Below are 16,342 nucleotides of genomic sequence, written 5' to 3' on the forward strand. Positions count from 1 at the left end.
TTTCTCAAGGTCCGCTCCTGCGTTAATGACCTCCTTTGCGCAATTGTAGCTCTCGCTACATATCGACTCATCGCAGACTTTATTTTACTACAGGGGCAATAGTTTGTCAAGAAAAAAACAGTCCCTAAAAAGGAACTGACGAATGATGCTAATTGCCGGGATCGAACCGGCGACCTCATCCTTACCATGGATGCGCTCTGCCTACTGAGCTAAATCAGCTTACTTTGAAAGTATACTATAGATTTAGCCTTTTGTCAATATGTTGAAGAGTATCTTAACTCATTGAAAAAAGCCCAAGTAATCAACTTAGACTTGTGAAGATTGGATTATTGTAGTTGTTTTCTCTTTTTATCTGGGTCCCAAACAAAACTTGCTACAAAGGTAAAGAGAATTGTCAGAATTCCGATAATAATTGCGAGAATCAAGGCAGGTATACGGATGAACCACCAGAGTGGATTTGGTTTTTTGTTATTGTGCCATTGTTTTGTTTCTTCGTCTAAACGTTGAAATTCAGATTGGATGCGGTCTGCAACCATCTCAATTCCCTCATCATTCATCTTTTTAATGTCCGAGATATTGATAGGATTTCCGAAGTTCATATCAATACGTTCACGGCTGACAAGCCCTTTTAGAGTCATAGGACCAGTATAGGTAACAGGCATGATGCGAACCTTGGCCATCTTTGCAATGAGAGCTACACCACCCTTAACATCATTGGAATGACGACTACCGCTTGGAAACATAATCAGTGAACGATTACTTTTTTTAAGAACATTGATTGGATACTTGATGGCAGAAGAATTTGGATTTTCTCGGTCAATCGGGAAGGCACCACACATGCGAATCCACCAACCAAAGATGCGATTTGAAAAGAGTTCTTTTTTGGCCATAAAGACAAATTGTTTCGGTTTGGTCGCAAAGGCCATGTAGACTGGATCCCACCAAGTACGGTGTGGGGCAACAAGGATATAGTTCTCATCTAAACTTGGAATTTTTTCAGTATTGTGAAAGTGAGCATTTCCATTGATCGACCATAAAATCAACATAACTAGCCCACGTAGATAAGTATAAAACATGGTGTCTCCTTCAGTTTTCTTTCTTTTATTATACCTTATCATACTAGGACAGGCAAATGTTTTTTGTAAAGGCTGAAAAGCTCTTTATTTGAAATTAGAATTATTCAAAAAAAAATGATATGATAGAATTTATGGATAAAAATAAAATTATGGGCTTAAGCCAATCAGAAGTTAAAGATCGTCAGAAACAGGGACAGGTCAATGATTTCAAAGCTTCAGCTAGTACGAGCACCTGGCAGATTGTAAAGCGAAATGTCTTTACTTTATTCAATGCATTAAACTTTGCCATCGCCTTAGCACTCGCTTTTGTTCAAGCATGGAGCAACTTGGTCTTCTTTGCGGTTATCTGTTTTAATGCTTTTTCAGGAATTGTAACTGAATTACGTGCCAAGCATATGGTTGATAAACTCAATCTCTTGAATAAAGAAAAGATTACGACTATTCGTGATGGACAGGAGATTGCTTTAGACCCTGAAGAGCTTGTTTTGGATGATGTGATTCGCTTGTCTGCAGGGGATCAGATTCCAAGCGATGCAGTTGTATTAGAAGGCTTTGCTGAAGTCAATGAGGCCATGTTAACAGGTGAGAGTGACTTGGTTCAAAAAGAAGTAGAAGACTTGATGCTGTCAGGAAGCTTTCTTGCAAGTGGGTCTGTCTTAGCACAGGTCCATCATGTTGGAGCAGACAACTATGCTGCTAAACTCATGCTTGAAGCTAAGACCGTTAAACCAATCAATTCCCGTATCATGAAATCACTTGATCAACTTGCAGGCTTTACTGGGAAAATCATCATTCCATTTGGAATTGCCCTCTTGCTTGAAGCTTTGGTCTTAAAAGGTTTACCCCTTAAATCTTCTGTAGTGAATTCCTCTACAGCTCTTTTGGGGATGTTGCCTAAGGGAATCGCACTCTTGACCATTACCTCTCTTTTAACCGCTGTTATTAAGCTGGGTTTGAAAAAGGTTTTGGTGCAAGAGATGTACTCTGTTGAAACCCTTGCGCGCGTGGATATGCTTTGTTTGGATAAAACAGGTACCATCACTCAAGGGAAGATGCAGGTTGAGACTGTTCTTCCTCTGACCCAGGCTTATGACAAGGATGCTATTGCAAAAATACTAACCAGCTATATAGCGCACAGTGAGGATAAAAATCCAACTGCTCAAGCTATTCGTCAACGTTTCCAGGGTGAAATATCCTATCCGATGATTTCTAGTCTTCCATTTTCTAGTGATCGAAAATGGGGAGCGATGGAATTGGAAGGTCTTGGAACTGTTTTCCTAGGTGCACCTGAGATGTTGTTGGATGCTGAAGTTCCTGAAGCTAGGGAAGCTCTTGAACGAGGATCTCGTGTCTTGGTATTAGCGCTCAGTCAAGAAAAACTTGACCATCACAAACCTCAGAAACCATCGGATATGCAAGCCTTGGCTCTGCTTGAGATTCTAGACCCTATCCGAGAAGGGGCTGCTGAAACTTTAGACTATCTTCGTTCTCAGGAAGTAGGGCTGAAAATTATTTCTGGTGATAATCCAGTTACCGTTTCAAGTATTGCTCAAAAAGCAGGTTTTGCAGATTATCATAGCTATGTAGATTGTTCAAAAATCACGGATGAGGAATTGATTTCTATGGCTGAGGAGACAGCGATTTTTGGACGTGTTTCTCCTCATCAAAAGAAACTAATCATCCAAACTTTGAAAAAAGCAGGTCATACGACTGCCATGACAGGAGATGGTGTCAATGATATCCTTGCTCTCCGCGAGGCAGATTGTTCCATCGTTATGGCTGAAGGAGATCCCGCGACTCGTCAGATTGCAAATCTGGTTCTCTTGAATTCAGACTTTAATGATGTTCCTGAGATTCTCTTTGAGGGGCGTCGTGTAGTCAATAACATTGCCCACATTGCTCCAATTTTCTTGATTAAGACCATCTATTCATTCTTATTGGCAATCATCTGTATTGCGAGTGCATTGTTGGGACGTACTGAATGGATTTTAATTTTCCCATTCATTCCAATTCAGATTACCATGATTGACCAGTTTGTGGAAGGATTCCCACCGTTCGTATTGACCTTTGAACGAAATATCAAACCTGTGGAACAAAACTTCCTCAGAAAATCCATGCTCCGTGCACTACCGAGTGCCTTGATGGTAGTCTTTAGCGTTCTATTTATTAAAATTTTTGGAACCAGTCAAGGTTGGTCAGCCATTGAAATTTCAACACTTCTGTATTATCTATTAGCCTCAATTGGTTTCATGTCTGTAGTTAGAGCTTGTTTGCCATTTAGTCTATGGCGTGTTCTCTTGATTATTTGGTCAGTTGGTGGCTTCCTTGGAACAGCTCTATTTCCAAGAATTCAAAAACTACTTGAGATCTCAACATTGACAGGACAAACATTACCTGTCTATGGTATTATGATGGTCATCTTTGCTGTCATTTTCATCCTGACAAGTCGTTATCAAACTAGAAAATAAAGAAAGGCTGCAATCCTAGATTGCGGTCTTTTTTGGGTACAGGATTGCTAGCTAAAATATGGTATAATAAAGGGAAATAGAGTTTTGGAAAGTGAGAGAAAATGATTTCAAAGAGATTAGAAACGGTAGCTTCTTTTGTTCCGCAAGGAGCCGTTTTACTTGATGTTGGGAGCGACCATGCTTATTTACCGATTGAATTAGTTGAAAAGGGTCATATCGAACGTGCTATTGCAGGAGAAGTTGTAGAAGGTCCCTATCAATCTGCAGTTACAAATGTTGAAAGTCATGGTTTGACTGAGAAAATTCAGGTTCGTTTAGCCAATGGTTTAGCAGCTTTCGAAGAAAGTGACCAGGTCTCTGTCATCACTATTGCTGGAATGGGTGGCCGTTTAATTGCTACGATATTAGAAGAAGGATTGGACAAACTAGCCAATATTGAGCGTTTGATTCTTCAACCGAATAACCGAGAAGATGAGTTGCGTTCTTGGCTACAAGAGCATGGTTTTCAAATCATAGCAGAAAGTATCCTAGAAGAAGCTGGGAAATTCTATGAGATCATAGTTGCAGAAGCTGGTGAAATGAATTTATCAGCCACTGATGTTCGCTTTGGCCCCTTCTTGTCCAAAGAAGTCAGTCCAGTCTTCATCCAAAAATGGCAAAAAGAAGCTACTAAGCTTGAGTTTGCCCTTAGTCAAATTCCAGAAAAAAATCAAGAAGAACGTCAGGTTCTAGCAGATAAAATTCAAGCCATCAAGGAGGTGCTCCATGAAAGCAAGTGAAGTGATTAAGCGTTATGAAGCCTATTGCCCACAAGAATTTTCTATGGAAGGTGATAGTCGTGGTCTGCAAATTGGTACTCTAGATAAGGATATCCAAAAAGTCATGGTTGCTCTTGATATCCGTGAAGAGACAGTCGCTGAAGCTATTGAAAAGGATGTTGATTTGATTATCGTTAAGCACGCCCCTATCTTTCGTCCGATCGAGGATTTGGTAGCTAGTCGTCCTCAAAATCAGATTTATATCAATCTCATCAAGCATGATATCGCTGTCTACGTCAGTCATACTAATATCGATATTGTTGAAAATGGTCTTAATGATTGGTTCTGCCAACTATTGGGTATTGAGGATACAACTTATCTGCAGGAAACAGGTCCCGAACGTGGGATTGGTCGTATTGGCACTATTAGACATCAAACATTTAAGGAATTTGCTGACCATGTTAAGGAAGTCTTTAATCTAGATAGCCTTCGTATGGTGTATTATCAAGAGAGCGATTTGCAAAAAACAATCTCAAGAGTGGCTATCTGTGGTGGAAGTGGTCAATCATTCTATCCTGATGCATTAGCAAAAGGAGCGGATGTCTACATTACTGGAGACATATACTACCACACTGCCCAAGATATGCTGTCAGATGGTTTGTTGGCTCTAGATCCGGGACACTATATCGAAGTACTTTTTATCGAAAAAATTGCAGAGCTCTTGAACGAATGGAAGAAAGAGAATGCTTGGTCTCTCGAAGTTATCGCAAGTCAGGCATCGACCAATCCTTTCCACCATATCTAATTAGAAGGTATAAAAAATGAAAAAAGTTGCCATTGTAGGAGCAGGGATTGTAGGGGCAACAGCCGCCTACTATCTCTCTAAAGAAGCAGATGTCGAAGTAACTGTCTTTGATCATGGGCACGGACAAGCGACCAAGGCAGCTGCAGGAATCATCAGTCCTTGGTTCTCTAAACGACGTAATAAAGCTTGGTACAAGATGGCGCGCTTGGGAGCGGATTTTTATGTAGATTTATTGGCTGATTTAGAAAAAACTGGTCAAAAGGTTGATTTCTACCAGCGCTCCGGTGTCTTTCTTCTCAAAAAAGATGATTCCAAGCTTGAGGAACTCTATGACTTAGCCTTGCAACGTAGAGATGAATCTCCCTTAATTGGCGAATTAGCCATTTTGAACCAAGCTGCTGCAAGTAGTCTATTCCCTGGATTAGAGGGATTTGAGAGATTGCTCTATGCTTCTGGAGGGGCTCGAGTAGATGGGCAACTTTTAGTTAGTCGCTTGCTTGAAGCCAGTCAAGTGAAGGTGATAAAGAAAGAGGTCAGTCTAAATCCCTTAGCATCGGGTTATCAAATAGACAACCAAATGTTTGACCAAGTTATCTTGTCCACAGGAGCTTGGCTTGGACATATTTTGGAGCCTTTAGGCTATGAGGTTGATGTTCGTCCTCAAAAAGGCCAACTCCGAGATTATCAAGTGCCACAAGACATGGGAACCTACCCTGTGGTTATGCCAGAAGGAGAGTGGGATTTGATCCCATTTCCAGGTGGGAAGTTGTCTCTAGGAGCTACTCATGAAAATGATATGGGATTTGACCTAACAGTTGATGAAAATTTGCTTCAACAAATGGCTGAGGCAGCGAGTCCATTTTATCCAGCCCTGGCTGAGGCAATTTCATCTGGTGAACGTGTGGGTATTCGTGCTTATACAAGTGACTTCTCTCCATTTTTCGGACAGGTTCCAAACTTATCAGGAGTCTATACAGCGAGTGGTTTAGGATCTTCAGGGTTAACGACGGGTCCTATTATCGGTTATCATCTAGCCCAAATGCTTCAGGGGAGAAGTGGAGTATTAAATCCGGCAGATTATCTAACTGAAAGATATATTAAAAAGAAACAATCGTAAATCTTTTACCTAGTTTTTACGGTAGTATTAGGAAAGTAAGTGACTTTCCCTATCAAAAATGGTAAAATGAAAAAAAATAATCCAAGAATTGAGGAAATAAAATGCAAGAAAAAATTCTGGTAACAGGTGGAGCAGGTTTTATCGGAACTCACACTGTCATCGAACTGGTCCAAGCTGGACACCAAGTAGTTGTTGTGGATAATTTGGTAAATAGTAGTCGTAAAAGCCTAGAAGTAGTTGAAAGAATTACAGGAGTAGAAATTCCTTTCTACGAAGCAGATATTCGTGATACAGATACACTTCGTGATATTTTCAAACATGAAGAACCAACAGGAGTCATCCATTTTGCTGGTTTGAAGGCTGTAGGAGAATCTACACGTATTCCGCTTGCCTACTATGATAACAATATCGCTGGAACTGTTAGTCTCTTGAAAGTTATGGAAGAGACAAACTGTAAGAACATCATCTTCAGCTCATCAGCAACAGTTTATGGAGATCCACATACAGTTCCAATCCTAGAAGATTTCCCTCTTTCAGCTACCAACCCTTACGGTCGTACAAAACTGATGCTTGAAGAAATCTTGACAGATATCTATAAAGCCGATTCAGAATGGAACGTTGTGTTACTTCGTTATTTCAACCCGATCGGAGCACATAAGAGTGGAGACCTAGGAGAAAATCCAAACGGTATTCCAAACAACCTCTTGCCATATGTTACACAAGTTGCAGTTGGTAAGTTAGAACAAGTTCAAGTCTTTGGAGATGATTACGATACAGTAGATGGAACAGGTGTCCGTGACTATATCCACGTCGTTGACCTTGCAAAAGGGCACGTTGCAGCACTTAAGAAACTTCAAAAAGGTTCAGGACTAAACATTTATAACCTTGGTACAGGAAAAGGCTATTCTGTCCTTGAAATTATCCAAAATATGGAGAAAGCAGTCGGACGTCCAATTCCTTACCGTATCGTTGAACGTCGTTCGGGTGATATCGCAGCTTGCTACTCAGATCCAGCAAAAGCCAAAGCAGAGCTCGGTTGGGAAGCAGAACTTGGTATTATAGAGATGTGTGAAGATGCATGGCGTTGGCAAAGTCAACATCCAAACGGATTTGAAGATTAAATAAAAGCGATATTATAGAAAAAAGAGGAAGAATTTCCTCTTTTTTAATAGTCGATAGAAAACACTAACTAAAAAATCTATCAGTTACAGAAAAATCCAATAAACAAATAAAAATAGAATAAAATAAGTCTGTAAAAAGACTATAAATTTCTATAAAAATATGCTAAACTAGAGGGAGTGGAAAATAGAAGTCTATGCTCCACCAAAATTCAAGATTCTTCTGTGATTAGAGCGCGGGTAGGGCAATTTTTAACGGCTTCTAAAATGTCGTCGGTGCAAGTAATCTCTCTCTCTAATTGTTCAGGATCATCGAAAAAACGGACGATTCCATTATCATGGTAATCAAATAATTCTGAGTAGGTTTGGCAGAGCCCACAGGCAATGCAACGTTCAGGTATAAGTCTAATCTTCATATTTATATTGTAATAAGAAACTAAAAAAAACTCAAGGAGTAAGGTATGGAAAAGGAACCGTGGCAAGAAGATATTTATGAAAGCCAGGAAGAAGAAACAAGATCAGAACGTCGCCATCGTAATCAAGATGATTCAGGTATCTTGGCTAATCGCATTTTAACTGTTTTAGCGATTCTTTTCTTTGTGATTGTTGTTGGAATGATAGTTGTATTGATCTACTTGTCATCTGGCGGAAGTGACCGCACTTCGACACTGAAAGATTTTTATGATTCTTCAGCACCAAAAGTAGAAGAAGTTACAACAGTAGCTACTACTACTCAGACTACAGAGGTAACTGAAGGAGAAACAACCCAACAAGAACATACAGAAGCGCATACTGATTCTGAAGGAACAATTACAGTCTTGCCAGGAGAGGGTGAAGCAGCCATTGCTGCTCGAGCTGGAATCTCCATTGCTCAACTTGAAGCTTTAAACCCTGGTCATATGTCTACTGGAACTTGGTTTGCAAATCCTGGTGATGTCCTTAAGATAAGATAGGAGTGACGATGAGAACAATTCAGATTGCTATTGATGGGCCAGCTTCCAGTGGTAAGAGTACGGTTGCTAAGATTATTGCTAAAGACTTTGGCTATACGTATCTGGATACGGGTGCTATGTATCGTGCTGCTACTTATATTGCTTTAAACAACCAAGTAAGCCCAGAAGAGTCTTCTCGACTTCTTGAATTATTGGAACAATATCCGATTAGCTTTGGTCGCGCCGAAACAGGAGAACAGCTTGTTTTTGTTGGAGATGTTGATGTGACAAATCCAATCCGTGAAAATGAAGTAACCAATGCTGTTTCTGCTTTTGCGGCGATTCCAGCTGTTCGTGAAAAATTGGTAGCCCTTCAGCAAGAGATTGCCCAGCAAGGTGGTATTGTCATGGATGGTCGTGATATTGGTACAGTGGTCTTGCCCAAGGCTGAATTGAAGATTTTTCTTGTAGCATCTGTAGATGAACGTGCAGAACGTCGTTACAAAGAAAATCTTTCAAAGGGAATTGAAACGAATTTGGAAACTTTGAAAGAAGAGATTGCTGCGCGTGACTATAAAGATAGTCATCGTGAAATTTCGCCTCTTAAACAGGCTGAGGATGCAATCTATTTGGATACAACTGGACTCTCTATTTTAGAGGTTGTTGAAAAGATCAAATCAGAAGCCCAAAAACATTTATAAGAAACTTTAAAAGCGATGAACTGAATTTCGGTTGATCGTTTTTTTATCATGATTTGTCAAATAGCCTCTTTTAAGGTATAATAGTTGCTGTTAAAGAAAATTTGACAATCAAATAATCATAAATTTTTTAAGGAGATAACATGAGTCAATTACCAAATTGCCCAAAATGTAATTCAGAATACGTATATGAAGATGGCACACTTCTTGTTTGCCCAGAATGTGCTTACGAGTGGAATCCTTCTGAGCAAGCAGAAGTTGAAGAAGGAGTTGTTGCCATCGATGCAAATGGAAATAAACTAGCTGATGGAGATACAGTCACTTTGATTAAGGACCTTAAGGTAAAAGGTGCACCTAAAGACCTGAAGCAAGGAACTCGTGTTAAAAACATCCGTATTGTAGAAGGTGACCACAACATCGACTGTAAAATTGATGGTTTTGGCGCTATGAAACTTAAATCAGAATTTGTGAAGAAGATTTAATCATGATTAAAAACGAAAAAGTAATATTTTATAGTCGTATCTTTTTATTTATAGCAGCCTTTACCGGTGTATACTTGGAGATCACCAAGCGAGGTGGTTTAGGGATGTTGCTTTACTACACTGTACTTTCTAACCTTTTGGTTGTACTTTTTACAGGTTATCTTTTGTTAAAGATGCGTAGTGGCGGTGATAGTTGGCAGAGTTCTGGTATTCTACGTCTCAAAGGTGGCGTCACTATGAGTATTATGATTACTTGTGTCATCTATCATTTCATGCTAGCTCCTTTGACGACAGATTTTTACCGTTTGGAAAATTTCCTTTGCCATTATATTGTCCCTCTCTGGTTTTTAGCAGATACAATTATTTTTGACAAGAGTCGCCAATATAAGTTGGTTGATCCCATGCTTTGGACTAGTCTTCCTTTGCTTTATATGATTTTTGCCCTCTTAAACGGTTTTGTTCTAAAGATGGATGTCCCTAATGCTAAGGATAGTCCTTTCCCCTATTTCTTCTTAAATGCCAATAAACATGGATGGGGATTTGTCTTTAGATGGGCCGGTATCATTTTTGTTGCCTACATGGTTTCAGGATATCTGTTTTATCTTGTGAAAAGCATTAAAAAATCTAAGAAATAAGAGTACCCCGTAGTGGGTACTTTTTTATGTTTAGATAACTGTACCCGGACAAATCGTTTTTTTTTATCTTGTTCTTGAGTCATTTCTACCTTACAATAAATATGTAGCTACCAATACAACTATTGAGGAAGAAAAAATGACTGAAAATCGTTATGAATTAAATAAAAATTTGGCGCAAATGCTTAAAGGTGGCGTCATCATGGACGTTCAAAACCCCGAACAAGCAAGAATTGCAGAGGCTGCAGGTGCAGCAGCAGTTATGGCTTTGGAGCGAATCCCAGCTGATATTCGTGCGGCCGGTGGTGTCTCTCGTATGAGTGATCCTAAGATGATCAAGGAAATTCAAGAAGCAGTCAGCATTCCAGTTATGGCTAAGGTTCGAATTGGGCATTTTGTTGAAGCTCAGATTTTAGAAGCCATCGAGATTGACTATATCGATGAGAGTGAAGTACTATCTCCAGCTGATGATCGTTTCCATGTGGACAAGAAAGAATTCCAAGTTCCTTTTGTTTGCGGTGCAAAAGACCTAGGAGAAGCCTTGCGTCGTATCGCAGAAGGTGCTTCTATGATTCGTACAAAAGGAGAGCCTGGAACAGGAGACATCGTTCAAGCAGTCCGCCATATGCGTATGATGAATCAAGAAATCCGCCGCATTCAAAATCTCCGTGAAGATGAACTCTATGTCGCAGCAAAAGAACTCCAAGTTCCAGTAGAATTAGTTCAATACGTCCACGAACATGGAAAATTACCAGTTGTCAACTTTGCAGCTGGAGGTGTGGCAACACCAGCAGATGCCGCTCTTATGATGCAACTCGGTGCGGAAGGCGTCTTTGTCGGCTCAGGGATTTTCAAGTCAGGTGATCCTGTCAAACGTGCTGCAGCTATTGTTAAAGCTGTTACGAATTATCAAAATCCTCAAATTCTAGCTGAAATCTCTGAAGATTTAGGTGAAGCCATGGTTGGTATCAATGAAAATGAAATCCAAATTCTCATGGCTGAGCGAGGAAAATAGATGAAAATTGGAATATTAGCCTTGCAGGGAGCCTTTGTAGAACATGAAAAAGTGCTTGCTGAACTAGGAGTTGAAAGTATTGAATTGCGAAATCTAGAAGATTTTCAGCAACATCGAAGTGAGCTTTCAGGTTTGATTTTGCCAGGAGGTGAGTCGACAGCTATGGGAAAACTCTTACGTGACCAGAATATGATACTCCCTCTAAGAGAAGCTATTCTCAATGGCTTACCAGTCTTTGGGACTTGTGCCGGTTTGATTTTGCTAGCGAGACAAATCGCTTCTCAAGAGGAAAGTCATCTGGCGACTATGGATACAGTAGTAGAGCGTAATGCCTATGGGCGTCAGCTAGGAAGCTTTTATACTGAGGCAGACTGTAAGGGTGTTGGTAAAATTCCAATGACTTTTATCCGTGGACCTATTATTAGTGAAGTTGGTAAGGGTGTTGATGTTCTGGCAGTAGTGAATCATCAAATCGTTGCGGCACAAGAAAAGAATATGCTAGTGACTTCATTTCATCCGGAATTGACAAATGATCTTCGCTTGCACCAGTATTTTATCAATATGTGCAAATAAAAAAGAGGTTGGGATTTTTCCCAACTTCTTTTTTTACATATAATAAACAATGGCAATGTATTGGAGAGCAGAGGCTGCTAGGATGAAGAGATGCCAAATCATATGGAAGTATGGTTTCTTCTTAGCGTAGAACCCGGCACCAACTGTATAACATAGACCTCCTGATACCATGAGACTCCAGAAAATTGGAGTTGTTTGGCTGATGATAGCTGGTAAGATAGCTAGAACTAGCCATCCCATGATAAGGTAGAGGATGAGACTGAATTTTTCATTGACCTTCTTGGCAAAGATTTTATAGAGAATACCGAAAATAGTTGTCCCCCACTGGATAGCAATAATGAGATAACCAAACCAGTTGTTCATCAAAGTTAAAACCACAGGAGTATAAGATCCAGCGATTGCCACATAAATCATAGAATGGTCGATGATACGCAAGACGTACTTATGAGTCGAACCATAAGCCATAGAATGATAAATGGTCGATGAAAGGAACATGAGAAAGAGGCTGATGACGAAGATGGAAACACCGATAGACGATAAGAAACCATGTGCCTCATAACTATAGGTTGATGAAATAGGAAGTAGGATGAGCATGATAAATGCTCCTACAGCATGGGTAACGCTGTTGGCAATTTCTTCTCCAAAACTAAGTCGTTTACTAAGTTTGAAACTAGTATTCATTTGTTTCCTCCTCTTCGGTTTCTGAATAGACTAGTGCAAGTGTTTGATGATAGAGTTTGACAGTTTGGCAGCTTGCCTGGATAATGGGATTAGCTGGATCAATATCTTCATTCATATAGTCCACAAAAGCATTGTAAAGTTCTTCTGAATTAGTGTCTGTATGTAGGGTATTAAGGGTTTGAGCAATTTCTTGGATAGAAAAAACAGACTTGAGAGTGGTAATAGCAATCAATCGTGCGATTTGTTTGCGTTGGTATTTTTTCTTTTCAGGTTTACTGATATAACCGTGTTTGACATAGTTGTTCACCATGGATGCTGTCAAACCTTTCTCCTTGTCAGGAGAAGCTGGAGGACAGATTTGATTGACATAGAGCAGAACCTGGTCCAGATAGAGATTGATACTTGGAATTTCTTCCCATTTTGGATAGGAAAAAGTGGTATTCATTTTCAACTCCTTTTTATCTAGTTTTAATAACTAGATTATAAAATATTAGAAATAATAAGTCAAGTTTCAAGTGCTTGTAGAAAGAAATAATTTATGCTATGATGAGAGAAAATAGTATGAAAAGAGGATAAATGATGGAGATTCGCTTAGCCTTTCCAAACGAAGTTGATGCAATTATGCAAGTGATAGAGGGAGCCAAGAAATGTTTGGCAGAAGCTGGTAGCACTCAGTGGCAAAACGGCTACCCAGATGTAGATACCATTATTGAAGATATCATCTCTGGTCAAGCTTATGTAGCACTAGACGAAGGTGACCTCTTAGCCTATGCAGCAGTGACTAAAAGCCCAGAAAAAGCTTATGAAGCAATTTATGATGGCAACTGGGAGGGAAATGAAGCAGAATACTTAGTATTTCACCGTATTGCTGTTGATAGAGATGCCCAAGGTCAAGGTGTTGCTCAGACCTTTTTAGAAGGCTTGATTGAAGGCTTCGATTACCTAGATTTTCGTTCAGATACGCACGCTAAAAACATAGCCATGCAGCATATCTTTGAAAAACTTGGCTTCAAACAGGTTGGTAAAGTTCCAGTAGACGGGGAACGCTTGGCCTATCAAAAATTAAAATCAAATGCCTAAGAAGTATGTAAAGATGCTATACAAGTCACCGATTGGTCCCCTATCTCTGGTAGCAGATGACCACTATTTGTTTGGGATATGGATTGAAGAAGAGAGCGATTTTGAGAAGGGATTATCTGAAAATGATGTGACTGTTGTTGAAAGTCATCCCATTTTAAATCAAATTACTTCCTATTTAGAGACTTATTTTAAGGGGCAAAATCAAGACTTATCTGAGATGCCTTTAGCTCCTGTCGGTAGTGACTTTGAAAAAAGAGTCTGGAACTACTTGAGAGGAATTCCTTTTGGTCAGACAGTTACTTATGGGCAAATAGCTAAGGACTTGCAGGTGGCTTCTGCTCAAGCAATCGGAGGAGCAGTAGGTCGCAATCCCTGGTCTATCCTTGTACCTTGTCACCGTGTGCTAGGTGCTGGAGGACGTCTGACAGGCTATGCTTGGGGGCTCGAAAAGAAGGCTTGGCTCTTGAGGCATGAAGGTGCAAGTTATCAAGAAAATAAAAAATAGAAAGAGAAGAAAATGTTAGAATTTATCGAATATCCAAAATGTACAACTTGTAAAAAAGCTAAGAAAGAATTAGATCAACTCGGACTAGAATATAAAGACGTTCATATCGTTGAAGAGACTCCGAGTGAAAAGGTCATTTTAAACTGGCTCGAAACTTCGGGATTTGAATTGAAGCAATTTTTCAATACTAGTGGAATCAAATATCGTGAACTCGGATTGAAAGATAAGGTTGGAACATTGTCAAACAAAGAAGCAGCCAAACTCTTGGCTAGTGATGGTATGCTATTGAAACGTCCAATACTTGTTGAAAATGGTCTTGTAAAACAAATTGGCTACCGTAAGACATACAAGGACTTGGATTTGAATTAGTTTTTTTCTATCTCCTTGATAGATAAAATATATAACCTCCCACTTTTAAAGTATGATACACTAGAAGGTAGATGAAGTCTGATATGCTCGTAGCAAATATTTTTAATTAGAGCATAAGTATGATAGAATGAATCATTATCTTGAGAGGATGTTTCTATGAATGTTACAACGATTTTAGCATCTGATTGGTATCAAAATTTGATGCAATATATTCCAGATGGCAAACTTTTTAGTTGGCGTTCTGTCTTTGATGGGATCCCAAGAATTGTACAGCAATTACCTACAACATTGATGTTGACGGTATTTGGTGCCTTTTTTGGTATCATGCTAGCCCTAATCTTTGCTATCGTTAAAATCAACCGAGTTAGATTTATATACCCATTACAAGCCTTTTTTGTTAGTTTCCTAAAAGGAACCCCAATTTTAGTTCAACTTATGTTGACCTATTACGGGATTCCATTAGCTCTGAAAGCATTGAATCAACAATGGGGTACTTCTCTGAACATTAATGCGATTCCAGCAGCAGCGTTTGCGATTGTAGCCTTTGCCTTTAACGAGGCAGCCTATGCTAGTGAAACTATCCGTGCAGCCATTCTTTCTGTAAATCCAGGTGAGATTGAAGCTGCTCGTAGTCTTGGGATGACACGTGCACAAGTTTATCGCCGTGTGATTATTCCAAATGCAGCCGTGGTTGCAACACCAACCTTGATTAACTCCCTCATTGGATTGACCAAGGGAACTTCCCTCGCCTTTAGTGCAGGTGTCGTAGAAGTTTTTGCCCAAGCTCAAATCTTAGGTGGTGCAGACTATCGTTACTTCGAACGTTTTATCTCAGTAGCTCTAGTTTATTGGGTTGTAAATATTGCTATTGAAAATCTTGGTCGTTTCATTGAAAGAAAAATGGCGATTTCAGCACCAGATAATGTTGAGACAGATGTGAAAGGAGAGCTTCGCTAATGATTAAAATCTCAAATTTAAGCAAATCCTTTTCAGGTCAGACCGTTTTGGACCATCTGAACTTAGATATTCAAAAAGGAGAGGTCGTTGCTCTTATTGGTTCATCAGGAGCTGGGAAATCAACCTTTCTTCGTAGCCTAAATTACCTAGAAACTCCCGATAGTGGAAGTATTCAGATTGATGATTTCAAAGTGGATTTTTCTCAAATTACGCAAGAAGAAATCTTGACTCTTCGTCGCAAACTATCTATGGTGTTCCAACAGTTCAATCTGTTTGAGCGTAGAACGGCCTTAGACAATGTCAAGGAAGGTTTGGTAGTAGTTAAAAAACTATCAGATGAAGAAGCGACTAAGATAGCCAAAGAAGAGTTGGCTAAGGTTGGTCTATCTGATCGTCAACAACACTATCCTCGTCACTTGTCAGGTGGACAAAAACAACGGGTAGCCTTGGCGCGTGCTTTGGCCATGAAACCGGACGTCTTGCTCTTAGATGAACCAACTTCAGCACTGGACCCAGAATTGGTTGGTGAGGTAGAAAGATCTATAGCTAATGCCGCTAAATCAGGCCAAACCATGATTTTGGTTAGTCATGACATGTCCTTTGTCTCTCAAGTGGCTGATAAGGTTTTGTTCTTGGATAAAGGAAAGATTATTGAGTCTGGAACACCAGATGAGATTATCAATCATCCGAAAGAAGAACGAACAAAAGAATTCTTTGCTAGTTACAAACGGACCTACATTTGATATAATAGAAGATAAGAAAAACTCAGTTGGCTAAGCTAACTGGGTTTGCTCTTTAAAATTAATAGAAATGAGAGAGAGCATGTTAGTCCAGCTATTTGCTTTATATTTAGAGAGTTTAGTGTTGACGATACTACTGGTCTTACTGGTTTTAGGGCTTTGGATTGGTTTTAGAGCTCTATCAGGAGTCGATAAAACTGCTAAGGAACGTCAAGCCCACCTCTACGATATGATTATGATTGGAGTTTTGATAATTCCAGTACTGTCTTTTGCAACCATGAGTATCTTGTTGGTTCTCAAGGCATAATAGTTGTTAAATAGGATATAATCCGTTAG

The 16,342-nt window shown here is 39.6% G+C and carries 21 protein-coding genes and 1 tRNA gene; 17 read left to right on the forward strand and 5 right to left on the reverse strand.

The features are described from left to right. Nucleotides 1-146: 146 nt before the first annotated feature. Together TZ94_RS07120 and TZ94_RS07125 are read right to left on the reverse strand one after the other, a co-directional pair. Nucleotides 147-219, reverse strand: a tRNA-Thr gene (locus tag TZ94_RS07120). Nucleotides 220-326: 107 nt separating this feature from the next. Next, nucleotides 327-1,076: a lysophospholipid acyltransferase family protein gene (locus tag TZ94_RS07125; protein WP_045615482.1), complete on the reverse strand. Its 750-nt coding sequence runs from the start codon at nucleotides 1,074-1,076 to the stop codon at nucleotides 327-329. Between the two features lie 131 nt (nucleotides 1,077-1,207). Between TZ94_RS07125 and TZ94_RS07130 the strand changes: the two genes are divergently transcribed. From TZ94_RS07130 to galE, 5 genes are all read left to right on the forward strand, one after another. Continuing rightward, complete coding sequence (locus TZ94_RS07130; protein WP_045615483.1) at nucleotides 1,208-3,544, forward strand: cation-translocating P-type ATPase; 2,337 nt, start codon at nucleotides 1,208-1,210, stop codon at nucleotides 3,542-3,544. A 101-nt stretch (nucleotides 3,545-3,645) separates the two neighbouring features. After that, complete coding sequence (locus TZ94_RS07135) at nucleotides 3,646-4,323, forward strand: tRNA (adenine(22)-N(1))-methyltransferase (RefSeq protein ID WP_045615484.1); 678 nt, start codon at nucleotides 3,646-3,648, stop codon at nucleotides 4,321-4,323. After that, nucleotides 4,310-5,107 carry a Nif3-like dinuclear metal center hexameric protein gene (locus tag TZ94_RS07140; RefSeq protein ID WP_045615487.1) on the forward strand — a complete coding sequence of 266 codons (798 nt, stop codon included), beginning with the start codon at nucleotides 4,310-4,312 and terminating at the stop codon, nucleotides 5,105-5,107. Before TZ94_RS07135 ends, TZ94_RS07140 begins: the two co-directional genes overlap by 14 nt. A gap of 16 nt (nucleotides 5,108-5,123) precedes the next feature. After that, the gene (locus TZ94_RS07145) at nucleotides 5,124-6,224 is read left to right on the forward strand and encodes an NAD(P)/FAD-dependent oxidoreductase (protein ID WP_045615489.1); all 1,101 of its coding nucleotides are present in this window, start codon (nucleotides 5,124-5,126) and stop codon (nucleotides 6,222-6,224) included. Nucleotides 6,225-6,325: 101 nt separating this feature from the next. Next, nucleotides 6,326-7,345 (forward strand): UDP-glucose 4-epimerase GalE, encoded by a 1,020-nt coding sequence (gene galE / locus TZ94_RS07150; protein ID WP_045615491.1) that lies wholly within the window; start codon nucleotides 6,326-6,328, stop codon nucleotides 7,343-7,345. A gap of 209 nt (nucleotides 7,346-7,554) precedes the next feature. Here the strand turns inward: galE and TZ94_RS09535 are convergent, their stop codons facing one another. Continuing rightward, nucleotides 7,555-7,758 (reverse strand): ferredoxin, encoded by a 204-nt coding sequence (locus TZ94_RS09535; protein WP_071788261.1) that lies wholly within the window; start codon nucleotides 7,756-7,758, stop codon nucleotides 7,555-7,557. A 45-nt stretch (nucleotides 7,759-7,803) separates the two neighbouring features. Between TZ94_RS09535 and TZ94_RS07155 the strand changes: the two genes are divergently transcribed. The 6 genes from TZ94_RS07155 (at nucleotide 7,804) to pdxT (ending at nucleotide 11,674) form a co-directional block, all read left to right on the forward strand. Further along, a complete protein-coding gene (locus TZ94_RS07155) occupies nucleotides 7,804-8,295 on the forward strand; it encodes an SAG1386/EF1546 family surface-associated protein (protein ID WP_045615493.1) in 492 nt (163 codons plus the stop codon). An 8-nt stretch (nucleotides 8,296-8,303) separates the two neighbouring features. Beyond that, nucleotides 8,304-8,975 (forward strand): (d)CMP kinase, encoded by a 672-nt coding sequence (gene cmk, locus TZ94_RS07160; RefSeq protein WP_045615495.1) that lies wholly within the window; start codon nucleotides 8,304-8,306, stop codon nucleotides 8,973-8,975. 140 nt (nucleotides 8,976-9,115) lie between these two features. Then, nucleotides 9,116-9,454: a zinc ribbon domain-containing protein YjdM gene (locus tag TZ94_RS07165; protein WP_045615497.1), complete on the forward strand. Its 339-nt coding sequence runs from the start codon at nucleotides 9,116-9,118 to the stop codon at nucleotides 9,452-9,454. A gap of 2 nt (nucleotides 9,455-9,456) precedes the next feature. Next, the gene (locus TZ94_RS07170) at nucleotides 9,457-10,089 is read left to right on the forward strand and encodes a Pr6Pr family membrane protein (protein WP_045615499.1); all 633 of its coding nucleotides are present in this window, start codon (nucleotides 9,457-9,459) and stop codon (nucleotides 10,087-10,089) included. A 136-nt stretch (nucleotides 10,090-10,225) separates the two neighbouring features. Next, the gene (gene pdxS / locus TZ94_RS07175) at nucleotides 10,226-11,101 is read left to right on the forward strand and encodes a pyridoxal 5'-phosphate synthase lyase subunit PdxS (RefSeq protein ID WP_045615501.1); all 876 of its coding nucleotides are present in this window, start codon (nucleotides 10,226-10,228) and stop codon (nucleotides 11,099-11,101) included. After that, on the forward strand, nucleotides 11,102-11,674 hold the full coding sequence (gene pdxT / locus TZ94_RS07180) for a pyridoxal 5'-phosphate synthase glutaminase subunit PdxT (protein ID WP_045615503.1): 573 nt from the start codon (nucleotides 11,102-11,104) through the stop codon (nucleotides 11,672-11,674). It abuts the gene before it with no gap. Between the two features lie 33 nt (nucleotides 11,675-11,707). Here pdxT and trhA read toward each other — a convergent pair whose 3' ends face one another. Then, nucleotides 11,708-12,355: a PAQR family membrane homeostasis protein TrhA gene (trhA, locus tag TZ94_RS07185; RefSeq protein ID WP_045615505.1), complete on the reverse strand. Its 648-nt coding sequence runs from the start codon at nucleotides 12,353-12,355 to the stop codon at nucleotides 11,708-11,710. Next, nucleotides 12,345-12,800 carry a DUF1836 domain-containing protein gene (locus TZ94_RS07190; RefSeq protein ID WP_045615506.1) on the reverse strand — a complete coding sequence of 152 codons (456 nt, stop codon included), beginning with the start codon at nucleotides 12,798-12,800 and terminating at the stop codon, nucleotides 12,345-12,347. Before TZ94_RS07190 ends, trhA begins: the two co-directional genes overlap by 11 nt. A gap of 134 nt (nucleotides 12,801-12,934) precedes the next feature. Here TZ94_RS07190 and TZ94_RS07195 point away from each other — a divergent pair, with 134 nt between their 5' ends. The 6 genes from TZ94_RS07195 to TZ94_RS07220 all read left to right on the forward strand — a co-directional run bounded on the left by TZ94_RS07195 (nucleotide 12,935) and on the right by TZ94_RS07220 (nucleotide 16,313). Beyond that, entirely contained in the window at nucleotides 12,935-13,435 is a 501-nt protein-coding gene (locus tag TZ94_RS07195) for a GNAT family N-acetyltransferase (RefSeq protein ID WP_045615577.1), read from the forward strand. A gap of 13 nt (nucleotides 13,436-13,448) precedes the next feature. Further along, nucleotides 13,449-13,940: a methylated-DNA--[protein]-cysteine S-methyltransferase gene (locus TZ94_RS07200; protein ID WP_198921332.1), complete on the forward strand. Its 492-nt coding sequence runs from the start codon at nucleotides 13,449-13,451 to the stop codon at nucleotides 13,938-13,940. A gap of 12 nt (nucleotides 13,941-13,952) precedes the next feature. Beyond that, the gene (locus TZ94_RS07205) at nucleotides 13,953-14,309 is read left to right on the forward strand and encodes a Spx/MgsR family RNA polymerase-binding regulatory protein (RefSeq protein ID WP_045615511.1); all 357 of its coding nucleotides are present in this window, start codon (nucleotides 13,953-13,955) and stop codon (nucleotides 14,307-14,309) included. 156 nt (nucleotides 14,310-14,465) lie between these two features. Further along, nucleotides 14,466-15,266 (forward strand): amino acid ABC transporter permease, encoded by an 801-nt coding sequence (locus TZ94_RS07210; protein ID WP_045615512.1) that lies wholly within the window; start codon nucleotides 14,466-14,468, stop codon nucleotides 15,264-15,266. Next, on the forward strand, nucleotides 15,266-16,009 hold the full coding sequence (locus TZ94_RS07215; protein ID WP_045615514.1) for an amino acid ABC transporter ATP-binding protein: 744 nt from the start codon (nucleotides 15,266-15,268) through the stop codon (nucleotides 16,007-16,009). The genes TZ94_RS07210 and TZ94_RS07215 overlap by 1 nt, the downstream gene beginning before the upstream one ends. A 79-nt stretch (nucleotides 16,010-16,088) precedes the next feature. Beyond that, on the forward strand, nucleotides 16,089-16,313 hold the full coding sequence (locus TZ94_RS07220) for a DUF4059 family protein (RefSeq protein ID WP_045615516.1): 225 nt from the start codon (nucleotides 16,089-16,091) through the stop codon (nucleotides 16,311-16,313). The last annotated feature ends 29 nt before the right edge of the window (nucleotides 16,314-16,342 follow it).

Source organism: Streptococcus infantis (assembly GCF_000960085.1).
Classification (GTDB): domain Bacteria; phylum Bacillota; class Bacilli; order Lactobacillales; family Streptococcaceae; genus Streptococcus; species Streptococcus infantis_C.

What these genes read in the sequence shown, in the direction of transcription:
- TZ94_RS07125 (WP_045615482.1), bottom strand. Translation starts at nt 1,076, where the DNA reads ATGTTTTATACTTATCTACGTGGGCTAGTTATGTTGATTTTATGGTCG.
- TZ94_RS07130 (WP_045615483.1), top strand. Translation starts at nt 1,208, where the DNA reads ATGGATAAAAATAAAATTATGGGCTTAAGCCAATCAGAAGTTAAAGAT.
- TZ94_RS07135 (WP_045615484.1), top strand. Translation starts at nt 3,646, where the DNA reads ATGATTTCAAAGAGATTAGAAACGGTAGCTTCTTTTGTTCCGCAAGGA.
- TZ94_RS07140 (WP_045615487.1), top strand. Translation starts at nt 4,310, where the DNA reads ATGAAAGCAAGTGAAGTGATTAAGCGTTATGAAGCCTATTGCCCACAA.
- TZ94_RS07145 (WP_045615489.1), top strand. Translation starts at nt 5,124, where the DNA reads ATGAAAAAAGTTGCCATTGTAGGAGCAGGGATTGTAGGGGCAACAGCC.
- galE (WP_045615491.1), top strand. Translation starts at nt 6,326, where the DNA reads ATGCAAGAAAAAATTCTGGTAACAGGTGGAGCAGGTTTTATCGGAACT.
- TZ94_RS09535 (WP_071788261.1), bottom strand. Translation starts at nt 7,758, where the DNA reads ATGAAGATTAGACTTATACCTGAACGTTGCATTGCCTGTGGGCTCTGC.
- TZ94_RS07155 (WP_045615493.1), top strand. Translation starts at nt 7,804, where the DNA reads ATGGAAAAGGAACCGTGGCAAGAAGATATTTATGAAAGCCAGGAAGAA.
- cmk (WP_045615495.1), top strand. Translation starts at nt 8,304, where the DNA reads ATGAGAACAATTCAGATTGCTATTGATGGGCCAGCTTCCAGTGGTAAG.
- TZ94_RS07165 (WP_045615497.1), top strand. Translation starts at nt 9,116, where the DNA reads ATGAGTCAATTACCAAATTGCCCAAAATGTAATTCAGAATACGTATAT.
- TZ94_RS07170 (WP_045615499.1), top strand. Translation starts at nt 9,457, where the DNA reads ATGATTAAAAACGAAAAAGTAATATTTTATAGTCGTATCTTTTTATTT.
- pdxS (WP_045615501.1), top strand. Translation starts at nt 10,226, where the DNA reads ATGACTGAAAATCGTTATGAATTAAATAAAAATTTGGCGCAAATGCTT.
- pdxT (WP_045615503.1), top strand. Translation starts at nt 11,102, where the DNA reads ATGAAAATTGGAATATTAGCCTTGCAGGGAGCCTTTGTAGAACATGAA.
- trhA (WP_045615505.1), bottom strand. Translation starts at nt 12,355, where the DNA reads ATGAATACTAGTTTCAAACTTAGTAAACGACTTAGTTTTGGAGAAGAA.
- TZ94_RS07190 (WP_045615506.1), bottom strand. Translation starts at nt 12,800, where the DNA reads ATGAATACCACTTTTTCCTATCCAAAATGGGAAGAAATTCCAAGTATC.
- TZ94_RS07195 (WP_045615577.1), top strand. Translation starts at nt 12,935, where the DNA reads ATGGAGATTCGCTTAGCCTTTCCAAACGAAGTTGATGCAATTATGCAA.
- TZ94_RS07200 (WP_198921332.1), top strand. Translation starts at nt 13,449, where the DNA reads ATGCTATACAAGTCACCGATTGGTCCCCTATCTCTGGTAGCAGATGAC.
- TZ94_RS07205 (WP_045615511.1), top strand. Translation starts at nt 13,953, where the DNA reads ATGTTAGAATTTATCGAATATCCAAAATGTACAACTTGTAAAAAAGCT.
- TZ94_RS07210 (WP_045615512.1), top strand. Translation starts at nt 14,466, where the DNA reads ATGAATGTTACAACGATTTTAGCATCTGATTGGTATCAAAATTTGATG.
- TZ94_RS07215 (WP_045615514.1), top strand. Translation starts at nt 15,266, where the DNA reads ATGATTAAAATCTCAAATTTAAGCAAATCCTTTTCAGGTCAGACCGTT.
- TZ94_RS07220 (WP_045615516.1), top strand. Translation starts at nt 16,089, where the DNA reads ATGTTAGTCCAGCTATTTGCTTTATATTTAGAGAGTTTAGTGTTGACG.